Below are 21,115 nucleotides of genomic sequence, written 5' to 3' on the forward strand. Positions count from 1 at the left end.
CGCACGGCACAAAGTTAGCAGGTACTCTGGGGGATTTGGGTCTGCCGTGGAATTGCTTTCATTTTGCATTGCCGCAGGCAAGCATCTCAAAAGCGTGCGGCCAGCCAGCGTGTTACACGTCTGTGCATCCTGTTTCCGTAGCCAGGAGTTCAGTTGACCCTCTGTTGTCATGACGCTGAAGTTGTTCAATTTCAAATGTCCGTTAGCTAAATACCTTCACGCGACGCCACACGCCCGCTTGACCAAACCCCGAATCCAAATCATATGCCTCACCATGACTGAGCTCTCAAAGATCCGCAATTTCTCCATCGTCGCCCATATCGACCATGGCAAATCCACCCTTGCCGACCGGCTCATCCAGGAGACCGGCACGGTGAAGGACCGCGACATGAAGGAGCAGCTGCTCGACTCGATGGATATCGAGCGCGAGCGCGGGATCACCATCAAGGCCAACACCGTGCGCATCGACTATGTTGCCAACGACGGCGAGACTTATGTGCTCAATCTGATCGACACCCCCGGCCACGTCGACTTTGCCTATGAGGTCTCCCGCTCCATGCGCGCGGTTGAAGGCTCGCTCTTGGTGGTCGACAGCACCCAGGGCGTTGAGGCGCAGACGCTGGCGAATGTCTACCAGGCGATTGAGGCGGATCATGAGATCGTCCCGGTCCTGAACAAGATCGACCTGCCGGCCTCCGACTGCGACCGGGTGGCGGAGCAGATCGAGGATGTGATCGGCATCGACGCCACCGGCGCCATCCAGGTCTCGGCGAAGACCGGGCAGGGCATCCGCGAAACGCTGGAGAGCATCGTCACCGAATTGCCTGCACCCGAAGGCACCCTGGACGCACCGCTGAAAGCCATGCTGGTCGACAGCTGGTACGACGCCTACCTCGGCGTGATCGTCCTCGTGCGCATCATGGACGGCACCCTGAAGAAGGGCATGCGGGTCAAGTTCATGTCCAACGGCACCCTGCACCATGTGGACCGCGTCGGCGTGTTCCGCCCGGAGATGCAGATGGTCGACTCCTTGGGCCCCGGCGAAATCGGCTTCCTCACCGCCTCGATCAAACAGGTCCGCGACACCCGCGTCGGCGACACCATCACCAATGACCGCAACGGCTGCGAAATCGCGCTGGACGGATTCAAACCCGCCCAGCCGGTGGTGTTCTGCGGCCTCTTTCCGGTCGACTCCGCCGAGTTCGAGGACCTGCGCGACGCCATCGACAAGCTGGCCCTGAACGACGCCTCCTTCTCCTTTGAAATGGAAACCTCCGCCGCGCTGGGCTTTGGCTTCCGCTGCGGCTTCCTCGGCCTGTTGCACCTCGAAGTGATCCGCGACCGGATCGAGCGCGAGCATGGCATCGAGCTGATCACCACCGCGCCAAGCGTGATCTACCACATCTACATGAAGGGCAAGGACAACGAGCCCGGCGAGATGATCGAGCTGCACAACCCCGCCGACATGCCCGACCCCTCCAAGGTCGACCACATCCAGGAGCCGCGCATCAAGGCCACCATCATGGTGCCCGACGAATACCTCGGCGACGTGCTGAAGCTCTGCCAGGACCGCCGCGGCATCCAGGAAGACCTCACCTACGCCGGCTCCCGCGCTATGGCGGTCTATGACCTGCCGCTGAACGAGGTCGTCTTCGACTTCTACGACCGTCTGAAATCGGTGACCAAGGGCTATGCCTCCTTCGACTACCAGATGACCGGCTACCGCCAGGACAACCTGGTCAAAATGTCGGTGCTGGTGAATGACGAGCCGGTCGATGCGCTCTCCACCATGGTGCACCGCGATCGCGCCGAGATGCGCGGCCGGGCGATGTGCGAAAAGCTCAAGGACCTGATCCCGCGCCACATGTTCAAGATCCCGATCCAGGCGGCCATCGGCGGCAAGGTGATCGCCCGCGAGACCCTCTCGGCGCTGCGCAAGGACGTGACCGCCAAATGCTACGGCGGCGACGCCACCCGGAAGCGCAAGCTTCTCGACAAGCAGAAAGCGGGCAAGAAGAAGATGCGCCAGTTCGGCAAAGTCGACATCCCGCAGGAAGCGTTTATTTCCGCCCTCAAAATGGACAGCTGAAGCTGGCCATTTTCGAGGGCGCGCGGGCGACAGCGGTTGGCGCAGCCAACTAGCGTGCCCGCCCGGTTTTGTTCTGCAGTGACAACGCTACATTAGTAACCAGAACAACACGGGGCCACGGCCCCGTTTTTCATGTCTGCGATTGCCAATCTCCCGCCCGGCCGAGAGGCCGGGCAGCGCCCGATCCGCCCCCACGGGCGGGCGCTATGCACCCACCCTCGGACCGGGCGCTGCCCTTCGGGTTAGAGGAGGCGTTAGATGAAGGCGGATTGCACATGTCATTGCGCACGAGGCCACAGCGTAATGGCGCGCTTTCGATTGCAAATTTCGTTCTTGAGGGGTATGTGACCTGTGTTTGACTATGGCAAAATTAGCATTTATTTTCTCTTGTCGGGCAACAGATGGACAGTCTATTGGTGCTTCCTCAATCGCTTGTTCGTTACCGTCCTATTAGCGGTGAGTATCAAGCATCTGAGCTTGAAAACCTAGCAAAGAGCAAGATCTGGTTCCGACATCTTGGCGGGCAGAACGACAGCGCTGAGGGCGTCGTTCCAATTGTGAGGTCATCTGAGGAGCGGTTGCGGAGTATCTATAAAGACCTTCGCATTGCGGCTTTGCGGCACTTGGCACCAGACCATGAACTTTGTCAGAAATATCAGTCGGTTAAAGAGTTTCGAGCTTTTTTGGGCAGGAGGCGTTCTTGGCAGAAGCAGTTTACGCAAATTGCTCCCCAACGCATTCGAATATCTTGCTTTTCAATTCCAGAGGAACATGACGAAGAGTACATGTGGAAGAAGTACGCCTCCGAGGGGCGGGGGTACAAGCTTCACTATTCCCTTGCGAACAATATCTTGGAAAGTGATGCGCCCTTTTGGTCAAGAGTTTTCTACGGCGATAAACTGGATAGAAAGCGCGTTTCGGAGGCTGAACTTTTTGGTGGCTGAATTTCAGCTAAATGGAGTTCCAGTGTTTGATACAAACCCGAAGCAGTGGGTAGGGATACTTCAAGCATTCTCAGCATGTAAAACAGCAGAGTGGTTTCCTGAGGGAGAGATACGTTTGATCAAATACTCTCTAGCAGAAGACGGGTATATTTCAGTTCCTAACTACGTACTGACCGGAGTGACATTTGGAAAAATTACCCAGGATGAACTGAAAAATGCTGTGCGACGGTCATTAGGTAAGAGCTTAGACTATGGGCAACGTTCGAGGTAGCGCTCCTGCTCCAGAATATGGGGGCTCGTCGAATACTTGAACACTGTCCTTCAATCATCTTATTGCCCGGTTGCCAGACCGGGCAGCGCCCGTCCCGCCCCCCCCGGGCATGTCGGAGGCGTGCTTCCAGCACGACGCGGGCGCTTCGCTTCCCACCCCGCCGGGCCGGGCGCTGCCCTCCGCGTGAAGAGGCAACCTCACCGCCCCGGCCAAAACCCGCCGATCCCCATGCGCCAAGCTCCGCCGGTTCCGGCCTCCCGCCGCCGCCCCGGCTGATAACCCGCCGCAAAACTGCTATCCTCCCTCTAGCCAAACTTTCGGAGGATGGCCTCATGACACCCCAAAAAGTGAAACTCACCACCCTGGCCGCAGCGCTGTGCCTGCTGGCCTCACCGGCGCTCTCCGGCCAGTGCCCGGCGGATATTGCTGCCATCGACGCGGCGATTGCCGCCGGAACCGACCTCAGCGACGCGGACCTGGCCACGGTTCAGGACCTGCGCGACGAGGGGCAAAGCCTGCATGACGGCGGCGATCATGCGTCCTCAGTGGCCATTCTGGCCGAGGCCAAAGCGATGCTGGGGATTGAATAGCCCCCGCAAAAGAAAACGCCCGGCGGCTGGGCCGGGCGTTCCTGAAAACAAAACCTTACAGCGCGTCCTGCACGTCCTGCGCCGCGCCGCTGATCGCCTGGCCGGCCTTGGAAATGTCGCGCCCGGCGCCCTTGGCAGTCTCGCAGGCCGCAAGCCCCAGCAGCATCAGCCCCATTGCAAAAATCCGCATCATCGCGACGGCTCCTTACCTTTGTCCAAATTGCTGCCCTGCGGTGTAGCAAGCCGCCCCGGCGCGGGCCAGCCCATTTGCAGCAGCAGCCGCAGCGCCGCAGGCATTTACCAAAAATTCGCAACTTATAGGTTAGTGAGTCCCCCGAAAATCGCGAGTATATTGATCTGTATCAAGGTTGTAGCTTTGACGTCGCGGCAGGTTGCCCGCGACTTGAGCTGGAGGGTGTGTGAATGAACTTTTCTCATAGAAAGCAAACACTTGAGGTTCGCCGGCTGGAACTGGCCGGTCTCTTGGCAAATGCCGGGCTGAAACTGGAGGGGGCCGCCCCCCGGTCCGGGCTGCATCAGATGCCGCGGGTGCCCGGCACTGGCGCCTTTGAAATGCCGGCCGCGGCCAGCCTCGAGGAGCTGCGCCGCATTGATGCGGCACTGGCCCGCCTGCGCGAGGGCTCCTACGGCTACTGCCAGATCTGCGGCGACAACATCGGCGACGATTGGCTGGACGAGCGTCCGGCATCGCCGTTCTGCAAAAGCTGCGCGCTGTAACGCCGCGCCCTGTTTGCTACCCCGGCCAGCGGCTCCTAGGACCGCTGGCTTTTTGCTGCCCGGCGGGCCCGGAAAACGCGGCGGCAGTTGTCCCGCTGCCGCACTGCACTACTTTAGCCATTCGCGCCACAGGCCCCGTTGCCGAGGTGGCCGGGATATGTCACAACCTGCCTAACCGACTGAACACATGAGTTTAGCAGATGCCCGATTTCACTGAGCGCCGCCGCATGATGGTGGATACCCAGATCCGTCCGTCGGATGTGACCAAATACCCGATTATCGAAGCCATGCTGGCGGTGCCGCGCGAACAGTTCGTGCCCGATGCGCAGGCCGAAGCGGCTTACGCCGATCAGAATGTGGATCTGGGCGGCGGCCGGGTGCTGCTGGAGCCGCGCACCCTGGCCAAGATGCTGGATGCGGTGGATATCCAGAGCGACGAACTGGTGCTCGATGCGGCCTGCGGGCTGGGCTACTCCACCGCGGTGACGGCCCGGGTTGCGCAGATGGTGATCGGTGTCGAGGAAGACGAAGACATGGCTGCGGATGCGCAGGCGCTGCTTTCCGAGACCGGGGCGGATAATGCAATTGTCCATACCGGACCGCTGGCGGAAGGCGCGGCAGAGCACGGGCCTTATGACGTGATCCTGGTGCAGGGCGGGGCGGAAGAGCTGCCCGCGGCGCTGCTGGAGCAGCTCAAGGACGGCGGCCGGATTGCGGCGCTGATGATGAGCGGCGCGCTTGGCGAAGTGAAGATCGGCTACAAGAGCGGCGGCCGGATCTCCTGGCGGTTTGCCTTCAATGCCGGCGCACCGGTGCTGCCGGGCTTTGCCGCAGAACGGGATTTTGCGCTCTGACCCGGTTGCGGGCAGAAGCGGCGGCTGGGGGGCGCAGCCGGATTTGAAGGGGAGAGACCGGGCGCCGGATTGATGCGCCCGGACTGCGGAGAAACTCACCGCGGCTGGCGGCGCGGCAAAAGATAAGGCAACCGATGCGAATGAAATTTCCGGCGAGTGTGTTTAAGGCTTTTGTGTTTGCCGGCGGCGTGACCGCCACGGCCCTGATGCCGCTGAAGGCAGCGGCAGACAACCTGTCCGATGCGATGATCGGCGCCTACAAGACCAGCGGCCTGCTGGAACAGAACCGGGCGCTGCTGCGGGCGGCAGACGAGGATGTGGCGATTGCCGTTTCACGGCTGCGCCCGCTGATCGAATGGACCGTATCCGCGGTAAACACCTACAGCGAGTTCAGCCAGGAACCGACGCAGAACACACTGTCCACTCAATTGGAGCTGACCCAGCTGCTCTATGATGGCGGCGCAACCCGGATGAGCAAGCTGTCGGCGCAGGAGACGGTTCTGGCCACCCGCCAGGCGCTGCTGAGTGTCGAACAGGATGTGCTGTTCAGTGCGGTGCAGGCCTATGTGGGCGTTCTGCAGGGGCAGGAGAATGTGGCGCTGCGCCGCAACAACCTGCGCCTTCTCCAAGAAGAACTCAAAGCCGCCCAAGACCGGTTTGAAGTAGGGGAAGTGACCCGCACGGATGTCGCGCTGGCAGAAAGCCGCGTTGCGGCGGCCCGGGCTAACCTGACAGACGCAGAAGGCACGCTTCTGACGGCCAGGGCGACCTATCAGCAGGTCGTTGGACGGGCGCCGGGTGCCATTGCAGGGCAGCCGGCCTTGCCGCGCCAGACGGTCTCGCTCAATCAGGCTCAGGCAGTGGCGATCAAGAACCAGCCGGATCTGCTGTCGCGGCAGCATTTTGTCAAGGCCAGTGAGTATGACCTTGCCGCTGCAACGGCCGGACTGGGGCCAAGGGCGAACCTGCAGGCTAGCGTGGGCTTGAGTGAAGACACTCATGAAAGGTTTGACACGAATGAGACCTCCAGCATCGGCATCACGCTGACCCAGGAGCTCTACGCCGGCGGCCGCAATTCAGCGACCCGCCGCCGGGCAATTGCCACATCGGATGCGCAGCGGGGACTGCTGATCAATACGCAGCGGGTTGTGCGTCAGAATGTTAGCTCAGCCTTCTTTAATGTCGAAACGGCGCGCGTCAGCCTGATTTCCTCCAACGAACGGGTGCGTGCGGCCAAGGTGGCCTTTGACGGCATCCGCGAGGAAGCCACTCTTGGCGCCCGCACCACGCTGGACGTGCTGCAGGCGGAGCAGGAATACCTTGATGCTCAGACCGAGCAGGTGAACGCCCGTGCCAACCAGGCCATCGCTGCCTATCAGCTGCTGCAGGCGCAGGGGCTGCTGACGGCCGAGCACCTGGGGCTGGCGGTCGAAATTTATGACCCGACGCTCTATTACAATCTGGTCAAAGATGCGCCCGCGCATGTCAGCAAACGCGGCAAGGATCTGGACCGCGTGCTCAAGGCCTTGGGGCGGAACTGACAATTGTTGCTACCGGTTGTGCGGTGACGGGAAGGCCGCTACACTCTCTTCAAGAGGCAAGAGTGGTTCATAAAATGTCCGACCCCGTTACCCATGCCGAGATTGAAGATGTGCTGTCGTCAATCCGCCGCCTGGTAAGTGATGACAACCGCAGCCAGCCTGCAGCGCCGGAACCGGCCGCGCGGCTGGTGCTGACCCCGGCACTGCGGGTGCAGGAGCCGGAAGACCTGGATCAGGACGATGCACCGGCGGAACAGCCAGAGCCGGAAACTGGCAGCGGTGCCGCTGCCGGATCGGTGCCGGAAGCGGCAGAGGCCGGTTTCGCCGGAGACAGCGAAGAGACGGCTGAGCAATCCTCCCCCGTAGACGGGGAGGCAGAGGAAACGGCCAGGGCCGAAGCGGCTCTGGAGGCCGAGCCGCCCATCGCCTTCCGCCACCGGAGCGCGGATCAGCTGGAAGAGACAGCCGGGCCGGAAGACGCAGGCCAGGAGGAGGGCAGCGCGCCGGACGTGCCTGTGCAGGAGCCAGAGCAGGATCCGGCAGCAGCGGATGCCCCTTGGTCCGATCCCCAGGCCACGCTTTATGGCGCGGCAGCGGATGCCGCGCAGCTGAAGGGCAGCTCATCCGGGGCCGAAGCGGCCGAGGCTGAGCCGGAAGAAAATGCTGCCACTGCGGGTGCCCGGGCGGCGTCGGTTGTGCGCAAGATTGCTGAGCTGGAAGCCCGCAGCGGCGGCGCCGGGAACACTGCCCGGCAGCATTGGGAGCCGGACAGCCAGACCGAAGCGCCTTTTGCGGGCACGGGCGCAGATACCATCGAATGGCGCGACGAGCCGCTCTCGGCACGCCGCATGGCCCCAAGTGAAGCGCCCGGCATAAATGAGAGCCCTGCCGACGGGGCTGCGGCCTCCGGGCCGGGCGGTGCTGCCGGCGAGTCACCGGAAAGCGCAGAGACCGTTGTGGAGGCAGCCTTTACCGGCGCTGCGCTGGAGGCGATGGCAGAAGCTGGTGACACCTACCTCGACGAGGACAGTTTGCGGGATCTGGTTGCAAGCATTGTCCGGGAGGAGCTGCAGGGACCGCTGGGGGAGCGCATCACCCGCAACGTGCGCAAACTCGTCCGCCGCGAAATACACCGTGCGCTGGCGGCGCATGATCTTCTCTGAAGCGGTTGCTTCCTGACCCCCGGGAATATTGAAAGCAGAAACCAAGCGGCAGGGCGTTCCGGATGGAACGCCTTTTCCTTGCAATGCAGGGGGCAACTTGAGGGCCTATTAGGCCGTGTGGCTAGTGCCGCGAGGGGAAAAGCTCCCGCCCGGCTCGCGGCTTTTGAAAAAGCCTCTCGCCAGTTGGGCCCGGCGCCGCGCTGTGCGCGGCGCCGGGCCCAAGGCCGCTGACGGTTCTGGCCCTGGCCAGGGCAGTCTGGCGGGCGCGGGAGCCCCGTTTCCCGGCGTCCGTGTCAGACGCGCACGGGCTGAGACAGCTTCAGCAGCTGGTCCAGGTCCATGTGGCGTTCCAAATGTTCAGCCAGCGCGTCCAGGGTTTCCTCGACCCCGTCCTCATAGCCGGTCAGGCTTTCGTGGCCGAGCCCGCCAAGGAAGCTGGCGCGGAAGGCATCCGAGGAAAACAGCCCGTGCAGGTAGGAGCCTTTGACCCGGCCGTCTGCCGAGGCGGCACCCTCGGCCCGGCCGCCGATGGTGAGCCAGGCGCGGCTGCAATCAGCGCCCTCGGTGCGGCCCATGTGGATTTCATACCCGCTCACCGGCAGGTTGCCGTCCCGGGTCACCGCCTCGGTCAGCGTCACCCGCTTTTCGCCCGCCATAACCGTGTGCACATCCAAAAGGCCCAGCCCGTCCACCTTGCCGGGCCGTCCGTCGACACCATCGGGGTCGTCAATGCTCTTGCCCAGCATCTGATAGCCGCCGCACAGGCCCAGCACATGGCCGCCGCGGCGGTGATGCGCCTGGATGTCGATGTCCCAGCCTTGGGCGCGCAAGTAGGCCAGGTCGCCGATGGTCGACTTGCTGCCGGGCAGGATGATCAGATCGGCATCGCCGGGCAGGGCGCGGCCCGGCGGCACGATCTCCACCGTCACCTCCGGCTCGGCAGCCAGCGGATCGAGATCGTCGAAATTCGCCATCCGCTCCAGCTGCGGCACCACCACCTTGCAGGCGCCGCCCTGGCGCGATGCGATATCCATCATGTCTTCGGCCGGCAGCTTCCAGGCATCCCAGAACCACGGCACCACACCCAGAGAGGGCCAGCCCGTGCGCGCTGCAATATCGTCGCGGCCGGCATCAAACAGGCTGAGATCGCCGCGGAAGCGGTTCACCATGAAGCCTACGACCCGCTCCAGGTCATGGCGTTCAAGCACCGCCTTGGTGCCGACAATCTGCGCAATGACGCCGCCGCGGTGGATGTCGCCGGCAATCACTACCGGCACCTTGGCCGCACAGGCAAAACCCATGTTGGCAATGTCATTCTTGCGCAGGTTGGTTTCGGCAGGCGAGCCTGCGCCCTCGATTAGCACCAGATCTGCCTCCGCGGCCAAGCGGCGGTAGCTTTCCAATGCCGCTTCCAGCAGGCCGGATTTGTCGCGCATGAACGATCCTGCGCCTTGGGTGCCGCGGCGTTTGCCCTGCACGATCACCTGGGCGCCGGTATCGGTCTCCGGCTTTAAAAGAACCGGGTTCATGTCAGTATGGGGCGGCCGCATCGCAGCGCGCGCCTGCAGTGCCTGGGCCCGGCCGATCTCGCCGCCCTCGGGCGTGACGGCGGCATTGTTCGACATGTTCTGCGGCTTGAACGGCGCTACCTTCAGCCCGCGCCGGGTGTAGGCCCGCGCCAGCCCCGCCACGATGAGCGACTTGCCGACATTGCTGCCGGTGCCCTGGATCATGATTGAACGCGCCATTGCCGACTCCCTGCCTTGGCCTTCTCTGTCAAAGGCTTCCATAGCAGGTTAGGCCGCGCCGTCTATGGGCGCTGTGCCGGAAGCGCCAGCGCACCGTCTGCGCGCGACGGCTTGACCTGGCGGCAAACGCCTGCGGGCAAAAAGAAAAACGCGCCCCAAGGGGACGCGCTTTTCAGCAAGGCAGGCAGAAGTCCTTAGGCGGCTTCAGCCTGCGCAGCGTTGCGGCGTTCGCTTTCTTCACGCGACAGCGCAACCGAGGTCCGCACACCGCGGCCCACGAAGTCCATCAGGCCTTCCACAACCCGCTCGTTCGGGTCGATACCTGCGCAGGACAGCACTTCGCGGCCATCGCGCGAGCGTGCCCAGCGGGCGATTTGTTCCGGGCCATTGCCGTATTTCTTGTCGTCGGCGATGGCATCATCCAGTGCGGCCAGCACAACGGCTGCAAACAATTTGCGAGCCCTGTTGCCCTGTTCGTTATTATAAGCGGTGCCGTCTACGAAATCTCGCATCTCGCATCCTTTGTTGTTCTTGCTATTGCAATTTTCGGCGTAGCGCTGCTTATGGCGGAATTGTGACGATTCGGGTAGCCCGCAGATGCATAGCTTTCATGCAAATTGCGCATACCTTATTCACAGATCCTCCATACCATATCCTTGTCTTGCCAGCAGCCGACCTGCCAGATATAGGGGCTTGCAAGTTTTCAACAACCATCCGAAAGGCATTTTCCCATGCCCAAGATCAACGGTAACGAAATCCGTCCCGGCAACGTTTTGGAACATAATGACGGTTTGTGGGCAGCGGTGAAGGTCGATCACGTCAAGCCCGGCAAAGGCGGCGCCTTTGCCCAGGTCGAACTGCGCAATCTGCGCAACGGCTCGAAGCTGAACGAACGCTTCCGTTCCGCCGACAAGGTGGAGCGCGTGCGGCTTGAGCAGAAAGACCAGCAGTTCCTCTATGAGAGCGACGGCATGCTGGTATTCATGGATGCCGAAACCTACGAGCAGATCGAACTGCCCGCGGACCTGCTGGGCGACCGCCGCCCGTTCCTGCAGGACGGCATGACCATCGTCGTCGAATTCTACGAGTCGGAAGCGCTGAACGCCACCGTGCCGCAGAAAGTGACCTGCAAGATCGTCGAGACCGAGCCGGTTGTGAAAGGCCAGACCGCGGCCAACTCCTTCAAGCCCGCGATCCTGGACAACGGCGTGAAGGTCATGGTGCCGCCGTTTGTCGGCCAGGACGAGATGATCGTGGTCAACACCGAGACCATGGAATACTCCGAACGCGCCTGACCGCTGCCGGAAGCCTGATATAGAAAGCCGTCCCTTTGGGGCGGCTTTTTTGCTGGCAGAAGCTCCTTGGCAGAGTTCCCGGTTCATGGTTGGGCAGGGCAGGGCTCCCGCGCCTGGCGGCGTGCCTTGGCTGCGCCAAATCCCTTGCAGCCTTGGGCGTGGCACCGCTTACGCGGTGCAGAAGGCTGCTGAGAGGTACTTGGGGGCAGAACCCGCCTTCAAGGGCTTGTTCGATTGTACCGGCGCCGTGCCGCGTCAACGGTGAACCGCGCTTGCCAGCACGGCCGCCGGGCGGCGGCTCTTGACCCGGCAAGTTGCAAGTCGTGCGCGGGGGCTAAAGGCCCAATGCTGAAAGCCTGGCTTCGACCATGCCCCGGTATCCCGCACCGAAAAGCCGCAGATGCACCAGCGCAGGCCAGAGCTGGTAGATGCAGCGGCGCATTTCATGGCCGGGAGCCAGTGCCCCGTAGCCTGCATAGAAGTCTGCAGGCGGCGTGCCGAACAGATGCAGCATCGCCAAGTCAACTTCGGCATGGCCGAAATAGCAGGCCGGGTCGATCAAGTAGGCGGCGGCACTGCTGAACAGCACGTTGCCGGTCCACAGATCCCCATGAAGCAGTGCGGGCGGGGGTGCGTTCGGCAGCAGCTCCGGCAGCTTCAGGCAAATGGCTTCGACGCGCTGCCGCAGATCGCGGGGCAATGCGCCTGGGTCCGCCAGCAGCCGGCGGCGGGCCCAGAACTCGGGCCAGTTCTGCAGAGGGGAATTCGGAACCTCCACCTGACCGAAGGCGTAGTCATTGGACCAGCCGTAATGCTGCCCGGCGGTTGAATGCAGCTGCCGCAGGGCTGTGCCCAAAGCCCGCCACCTGGCGGCGGTAGGCGGTGTTTCGTCCAATGCCTCCATCAGCAGCAGGCAGCCTGTCACCGCCAGAACCTCGGGCGCAGGCACCCCCGCCGAGCGGATGGCTAGCAGCATCCTGGCTTCCTGCGCTGCCAGCGGGCCGGATTTGGCCACCACCTGACGGCCATCGCGCAGCTCCAGAAGATGGACCTCGGAGAGGTCGCCGCCATGCAGCGGGCGGGTACGCGCGACTTCCGCACCCAGCAGGGAATGTACAGTCTCTTCCAGCTCGCTCACGGCTGCCAGGAGACGCGGGCCTCTCCGGCCAGCATCTCCCCCTTGGCGCGGTCAAAGCGCAGGTAGGCAATGCCCTTGCCGCCGGATTGGGTGAACAGCGTGCCGGCCGGCTTGCCGTCTGCGGTGATCTCTGTGCCAACCGGCGCGGAGCCCTCGACGTCCACGACCCGCAAGCCCTTGCGCAGCTCGGTCTTGTGCTTCATCCGCGCGGTGACTTCCTGGCCGACATAGCAGCCCTTGCGGAAATCGACCCCCTTCAGGGCCTCAAAACCCGCTTCCAGGATATAGCTGTCCGGCCCCAGCTCGATGCCGGTCTCGGGGATGCAGTGGGCCACCCGGACCGCATCCCAATCGGTGCCGTCGTCACCGCTTTCCGCGCCGTACAGCCGCCATCCCATCTCCGAGTGGCGCGGATCAGCGAACGCCCCCTTCGGCGCCGGGCCAGTGCCGCGGCTCACCTGCAGCTCCGTCATCTCCACCTGCACGTCGGCGCGCAGCCGGTACATGTTCAGCCGTTTCAGAAGACCGTCTGCCAATGAGGCTTCCACATCCAGCAGCACCGCATCGCCGTCCGTCGCCAGGAAGAAATCCGCCAGGTATTTGCCTTGCGGCGTCAGCAGCGCGGCATAGACCAGGCCGTCGTCCAGCCGGTCAACATTGCTGGTGACAAGCCCCTGCAGGAAGCTCTTGGCGTCAGCGCCACTCAGGCGCAGGATGCGGCGGTCGCTCATTTGTGTCTCCTGTCGGCCCGCATGGGGCATTGGACTGTTTGGCCCAGTGATATAGGAAGCGGGGCGGAAGAAAACAGCAAATCCGCCCAAGGATCTCTCTCATGCCTGCGCCGGTCAGCATTGTCATTCCCACCTTGAATGCGGCTGAAGAGCTGCCCGCCGCGCTGGAGTGCCTGATGGAGGGGCTGGCGGCCGGGCTGATCCGCGAGCTGGTGATCAGCGACGGCGGCTCGGCGGACGGCACCCGGGCCATTGCGGAGGCTGCAGGGGCAGAGTGGATCAGCGGCGCGCCGTCGCGCGGCGGCCAGCTGCGCCGGGGCTGTGCGGCGGCGAGGGGCGATTGGCTGCTGGTGCTGCATGCGGACACTCATCTGGCGCCGGGCTGGGCCCAGGCCGTGGCGCAGCATCTGGAGACGGGGCAGGGGCATCCCGCCTGCTTCCGCCTGCAGTTCCGGGCCCGCGGACTGATGCCTGCCTGGGTGGCGGGCTGGGCCAACCTGCGCACGCGCCTGTTCCGGCTGCCCTACGGCGACCAGGGGCTGCTGATTGGGCGCGCCGGGTACGAGGCCGCGGGCGGCTACCCTGATCAGCCGCTGATGGAGGATGTGGCTCTGGCGCGCCGTCTCAAGCGGGTGGCGGTGCTGCCCTGCGCGGCGCGGACAAGTGCCGTGCGGTACCAAAAGGCTGGGTGGATGACGCGCGGGGCGCGGAATCTGTGGACGCTAACGCGGTACTTCCTGGGGGCAAGTCCTGAGAAGCTGGCTCGTTCCTACCGTAAGTAGCGGTGAGGGCAACGCGCGTCCGCGGGCGGAAGCGTAGCGCCCGCCGTTTTGCCGGAGGCAAACCTGCGGTTTGACGGGGGCGGACGGGCGCTGCCCGGCCTTCAGCCGGGCGAGGGGCCTGTTCTAATTACCCGAATACCTTGCGGGCAAAGCGGCGGAACCAGCGTTCTTTGCCGTTGTCCGCATCCTCAGGCACTTGCTCTGCCTGGGCGGCAATGCCTGCAGTATCCACCACCGTCTTGCCGTCCTGAAACTGCAGCCGGTAGAGATCGGCATAAAGCCCGCCGCGGTCCAGCAGCTCGTCATGGCTGCCCTGATCCACCACCCGGCCGCGGTCCATCACCACGATCTTGTCGGCATTGCGGATGGTTGACAGCCGGTGCGCAATCACCAGCGTGGTGCGCCCGCCTGCCAGCCGGTCCAGCGCCTGCTGCACCACTTTTTCCGACTGCGCATCCAGCGCCGAGGTGGCCTCGTCCAGCAGCAGCACCGGCGTGTTGCGCAGCAGCGCCCGGGCGATCACCACCCGCTGCCGCTGGCCGCCCGACAGGGCCGAGCCGCGGGGGCCGACGCGGGTCTCCAGCCCGTGCTCCAGCTTGGGCAGGAAATCCGCCACATGCGAGGCATCCAGCGCCGCCTGCAGCTCCTGCTCGCTGATGTCCGTGCGGCCCAGCACGATGTTTTCCCGCAGGGTCTCGTCAAACAGCAGCGCCTCCTGGGTCACCACCGAGAACAGCCCGCGCAGATCGCCGGTGTTCAGATCGGTGACCTCCACGCCGCCGACCGTGACAGAGCCGTGCTGCGGGTCCACCATCCGGGTCAGAAGGTTGAAAATGGTCGACTTGCCGGCGCCGGAAGCGCCAACCAGCGCAGTGGTCTTGCCGGCTTCGGCTTCCAGGTTCAGCCCGTGCAGGATCTGCGCATCGCCATAGCTCAGGTCCACACCGCTAAGGCGGATCGGCGGCAGCCCCTCGGGCGCGGGCTTGGGGCTCTTCGGCTCGGACAGCAGGATCGGCGCATCCAGCAGCTCCTTGATCCGCTCCAGCGCCGCCGCCGCCGCCTGCCACACGCCTGAGATATTGGCCAGCTTCCGCATCGGTTCGAACGACAGGCCGATCGAGGTGAAGAAGCTCATGAACTGGCCGACGGTCTTGTCGCCGGAAATGATCTCGGAGCCGCCATACAGCAGCACCGCCATGAAACCGACCCCGGCCATGATGTCGGTCATGCCCGAAATGGACGAGGTGCCAAAGGCGGCCTTCACTTCGGAGCGCACAAATTCGTCGGTGCGCTGCGCAAAGCGGCCGGCCTGGTAGTCCTCCAGCCGGTTCAGCTTGACCGGCACGATGCCGTGAAAGATCTCATCGAGCCGGGTGGACAGATCCGCGCCCAGATCGCGGGCGCGCGAGGCTTTCTTGCGCACATAGCGCTGGGCCGACGCAATGGGCAGCAGCAGCACCGGCACCCCGATCAGCAGGATCAGCGTCCAGCGCCAATCGATGCTGAAGGCAACGCCCAGCACCGCCACCATAGCCACCAGATCGCGGCCTGCGCCGGTGATCACTGCCCGCCAGACCGCGTTGATGGCATTGACGTCCGATTGCACCCGCTGAATCAGCAGCCCCGGCGGGTGCTGCTGGTGAAACGCCGGGTCCTGGCGGATCAGCCGGGCCAGCATGTCCTTGCGCAAATGCGCGGCGGAAGTCTGCGATACCTTGCTCAGCAGCACCTTCTGCACGACGCTGGATACGCCTCGCAGGGTGAAAATGGCCAGAAACGCCAGGCTGACCCAGACCAGAGCATCGGTATTGCCTGCGACAAACACCAGGTCGAACATCGGCTGCATCATATAGCCAAGCGCGCCCATGGTCGCGCCTTCCAGCACCATGAAGACCACGGCAATGCCCAGGAGGCCGATGTAATGGCGCAGGTAACCGCGCCACAGCCAGCCGAACAGCTCGCGGGAGGATTTATGTGGCTTGCTCATGCGGGGAGGGTCCGGCAGGGAATTCGGGTCATTTCAGGCCTTTTTGACATGCCAGAGCCATTTAAGCAGCTAAAAATCAGGGTGCAAGCAATTCGCCGTGACGCTGCGGCGCCGGGAATTGACGTTGCAGGCTGGCCGGGTAGTGTGGCGGCAGGGAACAACCGCGGGCTTCCGCGCTCTCAAGGAACATCAGACATGAGCGGATCAGTTAACGTGTCGGCCGGCCGGTCGTACCTCGCCATTCCGGGGCCTTCGGTGGTGCCCGACCAGGTGCTGCAGGCGATGCACCGGGCTTCGCCCAACATCTACGCGGGCGAACTGATCGAGATGACCGCGACCCTGATCCCGGATCTGCGCCGGGTAGCACGCACGCAGCATCACGCAGCAATCTATATCGCCAACGGCCACGGCGCCTGGGAGGCCGCCTTGCAGAACACCCTGCAGCCGGGCGATCTGGTGCTGGTGCCGGCTTCGGGCCGCTTTGCCATCGGCTGGTCGGAAATGGCCGATGGGCTGGGCATCGAAACCGAGGTCCTCGATTTCGGCAATCACGCACCCTGGGACCTGGACCGGATCGCCGAACGGCTCGCCGCCGACAAGGAGCACCGCATCAAGGCGGTGCTGGGCGTGCATGTGGACACCTCCAGCTCGATCCGCAATGACGTGGCCGCGCTGCGCCGCCTGCTGGACGCGTCCGGCCATCCGGCGCTTTTGATGGCCGATTGCATCGCCTCGCTGGGCTGCGACCGGTTCGAGATGGATGACTGGGGCGTCGACGTGATGGTCTCGGCCTGCCAGAAGGGGCTGATGGTGCCCGCGGGCATCAGCTTTGTGTTTTTCAACGGGAAAGCCGCCGCCGCCCGCGAGGCGCTGCCGCGGATCAGCCGCTACTGGGACTGGAAGCCGCGCGCCAACCCTCAAGAGTTTTACCAGTATTTCGGCGGCACCGCGCCGACGCACCACCTCTACGGGTTGCGCGCCGCGCTCGACATGATCCACGCCGAGGGCATTGAAAATGTCTGGGCCCGCCACGCCCATCTGGCCCGCGCTATCTGGGCCGCCTGCGAGGCCTGGGGGAGCGATGGCCCGTTGCGGATGAATGTGCCGTACCGGGCCTTGCGCTCCAATGCGGTGACCGCTCTGCAGCTGGAGGCGCCCGGCGGCACCCGCTTGCGGCAATGGCTGGAACAGAATCTGGGGCTGACGCTGGGCATCGGCCTTGGCATGGCGCCCTCGGACAGTCCGGAATGGCACGGCTTCTTCCGGCTTGGCCATATGGGCCATGTGAACGGCCATATGGTGCTGGGCCTGCTGGGCGGCGTGGAAACCGGCCTCAGGGCCCTGGACATTCCGCATGGCCGCGGTGCGCTGGAGGCCGCTGCGGCGGCACTGGCCGGCCGCTAGCTGCCCGTCATAGTCCGGCAGGAGGCGGGCTCTACGCCTTCTGCGAGTTCAGCCGGATATCCAGCCTGGTGATGAAGTGGTTGATCAGCACGGCCAGCACCAGCACGGGCACCAATCCGTACATCACCCAGATCACAAAGAAGATCCACATCAGGTTGATTCCGGCAAAAGTAATGGCGGCAGTGAAAAAGTCCGGCATGCCGCCCGGCAGTTCAGGTTCACGCATGACATTTCTCCGGGTTCTACACATAAATTGTAGCCCGAAAGAGGTGAATGTCCGGTAAAACCGCCGCGATCCGGTCCAGGCGGGCAGGTTTCAGCCGCCCGCCGTTGCGGTCTCTGCCGCTGCCAGCGCCCTGGGCAGTGCCGCGGCAAAGGCAGACATCTCCGCCTCCGGCCCGCAGCTGATCCGGATGCAGCGGTTCTGCGGCGCCGCAAAAGGCATCCGCGCAAAGATCCCCTGATCCACCAGCGAGTCCAGCACTGCCTTGGCAAACACTCCATCGCGGCCGCAGTCGATGGCGACGAAATTGGTGGCCGAGGGCAGGGCAGCCAGCCCGTTCTCTGCCGCAATCTCCGCAATCCGCTCCCGCGCCGCCGCAATCCGGCCGGTCACATGTGCCAGCCAGTCCTGATCCTGCAGCGCCGCCAGCGCGCCCGCCTGCGCTGCCCGGTTCATGCCAAAGTGGTTGCGCACCTTGTTGAAGGCGGCAATCAGCTCCGGGTGCCCGATCGCATAGCCGACGCGCGCACCCGCCATGCCATATGCCTTGGAGAAGGTCCGCATCCGCACCACGCGGCTGTCATCGGCGCTGATGGGCGCCGCAGTGCCCTCCGGCGCGCATTCCACATAGGCCTCATCCAGGAGCAGCAGGCAGCCCTCCGGCAGCTTGTCCAAAGCCGCGGCAATTGCCGCACCGGGATGCCAGCTGCCCATCGGATTGTCCGGGTTCGCCAGATAGACCAGCTTGGCCCCGACTTCGCCCGCCTTGGCAAACAGCGCCTCATAGTCCTCGCGGTCGTCTCTGTAAGGCACCGTGTGCAGAACCCCGCCGAACCCCGCGACATGATAGTTGAAAGTCGGATAGGCCCCCAGCGAGGTCGCCACCGCATCGCCCGCGCCGATCAGCAACCGGACCAGGTAACCCAACAGCCCGTCGATGCCTTCGCCCACCATGATGTGTTCCGGCTGAACCCCATGATGCGCGGCCAGCGCCTGCCGCAGATCATAGTTCTCCGGATCGCCGTACATCCAGATTTCACCTGCGGCTTGGGCCATCGCCTCGACCGCTTTGGGCGAGGGGCCAAAGATGTTCTCATTCGCCCCCAGCCGGGCGGCAAAGGCCTGGCCGCGCGCCCGCTCCTGGGTCTCGGGGCCGACAAAAGGCACGGTGGCGGGCAGGGACTGCGCAAGCGGGGTGTAGCGTGGACCGGTCATGGCGGCAGATAACCCCATGCCGCCCAGCGGAGCAAGGCTTGCGTCCCCGTGCCATCCGGCCGAAGAAGGCAGGGATACTGGAGGAGATTTTCAGATGCGCCTTTTCCTTGCCCTTCTCACCGCCGCGCTGGCCTACCTGCTGCTTTGGCCGGTGCCGGTCGACCCGGTGGCCTATCACCCGCCCGCACCGCCCGGCTTTACCGGCGATTACGCTGAAAACAACGCCTTGGATGCGGCTGAGCTGATCACGCTGCCGGATGGCGAGATTGGCCCAGAGGACCTGGCGGAACTGCCCGGCGGCCGCATCTATACCACCTCGCTCTCCGGCAATCTTTACCGCATTGACGGCCCGGAACCGGTTCTGGAGGACCGGCTGGGCGGCCGTCCGCTGGGGCTCAGGGCCGGGCCGGACGGTGCGCTCTACATCGCCGACAGCTTCCGCGGCCTCCTGCGCTGGAGCGGCCCTGGCACGCTGGAGCCTGTAGCCGAAACCATAAATGGCGCGCCGGTCATCTATGCCAATCAGCTCGACATCGCCCGCGACGGCACGATCTATGTCTCCAATTCTTCCGACCGCTTCGATCCCGAAACCATGGGCGGCACCAAGCCGACCTCGATCCTCACCATCTGGGAGCAGTCCAATACCGGTTACGTCGCCCGCATTTCCCCGGACGGCAAGGCGGAGAAGATTGCAGATGGCTTCGTCTACACCAATGGCATTGCCCTCTCGCCAGATGAGGACTTCCTGCTGATCAACGAAACCGGCCGCGCCCGTGTCCACCGGCTCTGGCTCAAAGGACCGCGTGCAGGCGAGCAAGAGGTATTCCTCGACAATCTCCCCGGCTATCCCGACAACCTCGAGGCGCAGGGCGACGGCACCTATTGGCTCGCCTTCGCCAGCCCGCGGGTGCCGTCGGAAAAGCTGATGCCCTATCCGTTCTTGCGCAAAGTGGTCTGGCGCCTTGGCCCGATGGTGCGCCCGGCGCCGATCCACCGCGGCATGCTGGTCCAGTTCGACGGGGAGGGAAACATTCTGCGCAGCCTGCAGGATCCGGACGGCCGACTTGGCGTCACCACCGGCGGCAGGATCGCGGGCGGGCAGCTCTACGTGATGACGCTCGACTCGCCCTGGTTCGCCCGGATGACGCTTGCGCCCTGAGCCTGCCCCGACGTTGCTCTGGCCTGCCGCCGGAAACCGGGGCAAGCTGAAGGGGCAGCAGCAGGGAGCAGACCATGGCCAAAGTCACCACCGGCTACAAGGACCACATCGCCTTTGTCACGCTGAACCGCCCGGACAAGCACAATGCGCTGGACGAGGAGATGATCGCTGCCATTATCGCTGCAGGGCAGGAGGTTGCCGCCTCTGACGCCCGCGCCGTGGTGCTCTCGGGCTCCGGTAAAAGCTTCTGCGCCGGGATGGACATGGCAGCGCTGGCGGGGCTCGCGCAGCGTGATGTGCAGACATGGCTGATGGAGCGTACCCACGAGGACGCCAATGATTTCCAGGAGGTGGCCATGGTCTGGCGCCGGGTGCCGGTGCCGGTGATCGCCGCCATCCACGGCGCCTGTTTCGGCGGCGGGCTGCAGCTGGCGCTGGGCGCTGACATCCGCATTGCCCACCCCGAGGCCCAGCTCTCGGTGATGGAGATGAAATGGGGCCTGGTGCCGGACATGGGCGGCATGGCTTTGCTGCCGGGGCTGGTCCGCCCGGATGTGCTGCGCCGATTGACCTACACGGCGGAAAAAGTCGAAGCCCCGCAAGCGCTGGACTGGGGGCTGGTGAGCGAAACCGCGGCCAGCCCGCTCACCCGCGCCATCGAAATGGCCGCCGGGATCACGGCGCAAAGCCCCTCTGCCATCCGCGCTGCCAAGCGGCTGATTGCCTATGCCGAAAGCGGAGCCCCGCAGGCTGATGTCCTGCTGCGCGAAAGCGCCGAACAGGCGGAGCTGATCGGCAAGCCGGACCAGATGCAGGCCGTCGCGCGCCAGCTCCAAAAGCCCAGGGCCGGGGAAAGCTGAACACGGCCCCGGCCGCGCCTTCCTGCCCTGGGTTCAGCCTGCCTGCACGGAAACTACAGAACTGCCGCCCCTTCCTCTTGCCAAAAATATCCCCGCCGGAGGCAGCGCCCGGCACGGGCGCACCGCCGCCAATGGAGGCCTGGAATATGCAACAGCGGATTTTCGCCAAATCTTACGGAAATCCGCCGATGCAAGCGGGAAACCGCCGTCAAACGGCAGAATGATGCCGCGCAAAAGCAGCGGAAAATCCTGTTAACTTTTTGGCAATATCTGGGCGCGAAACCTGCCTTCAGGAGGGCGCAAATCAGGCCAAATCAGCATCTGACTGTCTGCACCGGGACGGCCGTCATGGCCGCCGGACGGCCGCTTGCGCCCCATGGAAA

General features: G+C 64.1%; 21 protein-coding genes. 13 read left to right on the forward strand and 8 right to left on the reverse strand.

Annotated features, from left to right (window positions below; translation table 11 throughout):
• The first annotated feature begins 274 nt into the window (after positions 1-274).
• From lepA to RA19_RS03595, 4 genes are all read left to right on the forward strand, one after another.
• Positions 275-2,089 (forward strand): translation elongation factor 4, encoded by a 1,815-nt coding sequence (gene lepA / locus RA19_RS03585; protein WP_039159614.1) that lies wholly within the window; start codon positions 275-277, stop codon positions 2,087-2,089.
• Positions 2,090-2,490: 401 nt separating this feature from the next.
• A complete protein-coding gene (locus RA19_RS03590) occupies positions 2,491-3,033 on the forward strand; it encodes a hypothetical protein (protein ID WP_039159616.1) in 543 nt (180 codons plus the stop codon).
• Entirely contained in the window at positions 3,026-3,304 is a 279-nt protein-coding gene (locus RA19_RS26870) for a hypothetical protein (RefSeq protein ID WP_193748216.1), read from the forward strand. The genes RA19_RS03590 and RA19_RS26870 overlap by 8 nt, the downstream gene beginning before the upstream one ends.
• Positions 3,305-3,636: 332 nt before the next feature.
• Positions 3,637-3,894 (forward strand): hypothetical protein, encoded by a 258-nt coding sequence (locus RA19_RS03595; RefSeq protein WP_241479016.1) that lies wholly within the window; start codon positions 3,637-3,639, stop codon positions 3,892-3,894.
• Positions 3,895-3,949: 55 nt separating this feature from the next.
• Here the strand turns inward: RA19_RS03595 and RA19_RS26070 are convergent, their stop codons facing one another.
• On the reverse strand, positions 3,950-4,087 hold the full coding sequence (locus tag RA19_RS26070) for an entericidin A/B family lipoprotein (protein WP_082020438.1): 138 nt from the start codon (positions 4,085-4,087) through the stop codon (positions 3,950-3,952).
• A 230-nt stretch (positions 4,088-4,317) separates the two neighbouring features.
• Here RA19_RS26070 and RA19_RS03600 point away from each other — a divergent pair, with 230 nt between their 5' ends.
• The 4 genes from RA19_RS03600 to RA19_RS03615 all read left to right on the forward strand — a co-directional run bounded on the left by RA19_RS03600 (position 4,318) and on the right by RA19_RS03615 (position 8,190).
• Positions 4,318-4,632 carry a TraR/DksA family transcriptional regulator gene (locus tag RA19_RS03600; RefSeq protein WP_039159618.1) on the forward strand — a complete coding sequence of 105 codons (315 nt, stop codon included), beginning with the start codon at positions 4,318-4,320 and terminating at the stop codon, positions 4,630-4,632.
• Between the two features lie 200 nt (positions 4,633-4,832).
• Positions 4,833-5,486, forward strand: coding sequence for a protein-L-isoaspartate O-methyltransferase family protein (locus RA19_RS03605; protein ID WP_039159620.1), 654 nt, complete (start codon positions 4,833-4,835; stop codon positions 5,484-5,486).
• 134 nt (positions 5,487-5,620) lie between these two features.
• Complete coding sequence (locus RA19_RS03610; protein WP_039159621.1) at positions 5,621-7,027, forward strand: TolC family outer membrane protein; 1,407 nt, start codon at positions 5,621-5,623, stop codon at positions 7,025-7,027.
• 74 nt (positions 7,028-7,101) lie between these two features.
• A complete protein-coding gene (locus RA19_RS03615) occupies positions 7,102-8,190 on the forward strand; it encodes a hypothetical protein (RefSeq protein ID WP_039159624.1) in 1,089 nt (362 codons plus the stop codon).
• Between the two features lie 293 nt (positions 8,191-8,483).
• On the opposite strand, the gene RA19_RS03620 is transcribed toward RA19_RS03615, so the two are convergent.
• Positions 8,484-9,938 (reverse strand): cobyric acid synthase, encoded by a 1,455-nt coding sequence (locus tag RA19_RS03620; RefSeq protein ID WP_039159626.1) that lies wholly within the window; start codon positions 9,936-9,938, stop codon positions 8,484-8,486.
• Between the two features lie 194 nt (positions 9,939-10,132).
• Positions 10,133-10,450: a DUF6280 family protein gene (locus tag RA19_RS03625; protein WP_008556013.1), complete on the reverse strand. Its 318-nt coding sequence runs from the start codon at positions 10,448-10,450 to the stop codon at positions 10,133-10,135.
• A gap of 219 nt (positions 10,451-10,669) precedes the next feature.
• Here RA19_RS03625 and efp point away from each other — a divergent pair, with 219 nt between their 5' ends.
• Positions 10,670-11,233 (forward strand): elongation factor P, encoded by a 564-nt coding sequence (gene efp, locus RA19_RS03630; protein ID WP_039132797.1) that lies wholly within the window; start codon positions 10,670-10,672, stop codon positions 11,231-11,233.
• Between the two features lie 334 nt (positions 11,234-11,567).
• Here the strand turns inward: efp and RA19_RS03635 are convergent, their stop codons facing one another.
• On the reverse strand, positions 11,568-12,371 hold the full coding sequence (locus RA19_RS03635; RefSeq protein WP_039159627.1) for a fructosamine kinase family protein: 804 nt from the start codon (positions 12,369-12,371) through the stop codon (positions 11,568-11,570).
• On the reverse strand, positions 12,368-13,102 hold the full coding sequence (gene ygfZ / locus RA19_RS03640; RefSeq protein ID WP_039159629.1) for a CAF17-like 4Fe-4S cluster assembly/insertion protein YgfZ: 735 nt from the start codon (positions 13,100-13,102) through the stop codon (positions 12,368-12,370). Before ygfZ ends, RA19_RS03635 begins: the two co-directional genes overlap by 4 nt.
• A gap of 101 nt (positions 13,103-13,203) precedes the next feature.
• Here ygfZ and RA19_RS03645 point away from each other — a divergent pair, with 101 nt between their 5' ends.
• Positions 13,204-13,884, forward strand: a complete 681-nt coding sequence (locus tag RA19_RS03645; protein WP_039159631.1) for a TIGR04283 family arsenosugar biosynthesis glycosyltransferase — start codon at positions 13,204-13,206, stop codon at positions 13,882-13,884.
• A 127-nt stretch (positions 13,885-14,011) separates the two neighbouring features.
• Here RA19_RS03645 and RA19_RS03650 read toward each other — a convergent pair whose 3' ends face one another.
• A complete protein-coding gene (locus tag RA19_RS03650; protein WP_039159632.1) occupies positions 14,012-15,871 on the reverse strand; it encodes an ABC transporter ATP-binding protein in 1,860 nt (619 codons plus the stop codon).
• 195 nt (positions 15,872-16,066) lie between these two features.
• Here RA19_RS03650 and RA19_RS03655 point away from each other — a divergent pair, with 195 nt between their 5' ends.
• The gene (locus tag RA19_RS03655; protein ID WP_039159634.1) at positions 16,067-17,275 is read left to right on the forward strand and encodes a pyridoxal-phosphate-dependent aminotransferase family protein; all 1,209 of its coding nucleotides are present in this window, start codon (positions 16,067-16,069) and stop codon (positions 17,273-17,275) included.
• Between the two features lie 31 nt (positions 17,276-17,306).
• Here the strand turns inward: RA19_RS03655 and RA19_RS03660 are convergent, their stop codons facing one another.
• Both RA19_RS03660 and RA19_RS03665 read right to left on the reverse strand, forming a co-directional pair.
• Positions 17,307-17,501, reverse strand: coding sequence for a hypothetical protein (locus tag RA19_RS03660; protein WP_039159636.1), 195 nt, complete (start codon positions 17,499-17,501; stop codon positions 17,307-17,309).
• A 90-nt stretch (positions 17,502-17,591) separates the two neighbouring features.
• A complete protein-coding gene (locus RA19_RS03665; protein ID WP_039159637.1) occupies positions 17,592-18,713 on the reverse strand; it encodes a pyridoxal phosphate-dependent aminotransferase in 1,122 nt (373 codons plus the stop codon).
• A 94-nt stretch (positions 18,714-18,807) separates the two neighbouring features.
• Here RA19_RS03665 and RA19_RS03670 point away from each other — a divergent pair, with 94 nt between their 5' ends.
• Both RA19_RS03670 and RA19_RS03675 read left to right on the forward strand, forming a co-directional pair.
• The gene (locus tag RA19_RS03670) at positions 18,808-19,872 is read left to right on the forward strand and encodes an SMP-30/gluconolactonase/LRE family protein (RefSeq protein ID WP_039159638.1); all 1,065 of its coding nucleotides are present in this window, start codon (positions 18,808-18,810) and stop codon (positions 19,870-19,872) included.
• A 74-nt stretch (positions 19,873-19,946) separates the two neighbouring features.
• Positions 19,947-20,732 (forward strand): crotonase/enoyl-CoA hydratase family protein, encoded by a 786-nt coding sequence (locus tag RA19_RS03675; RefSeq protein WP_039159640.1) that lies wholly within the window; start codon positions 19,947-19,949, stop codon positions 20,730-20,732.
• The last annotated feature ends 383 nt before the right edge of the window (positions 20,733-21,115 follow it).

Origin of the sequence: Leisingera sp. ANG-M1 (genome assembly GCF_000813745.1) — a bacterium.
Taxonomy (GTDB): domain Bacteria; phylum Pseudomonadota; class Alphaproteobacteria; order Rhodobacterales; family Rhodobacteraceae; genus Leisingera.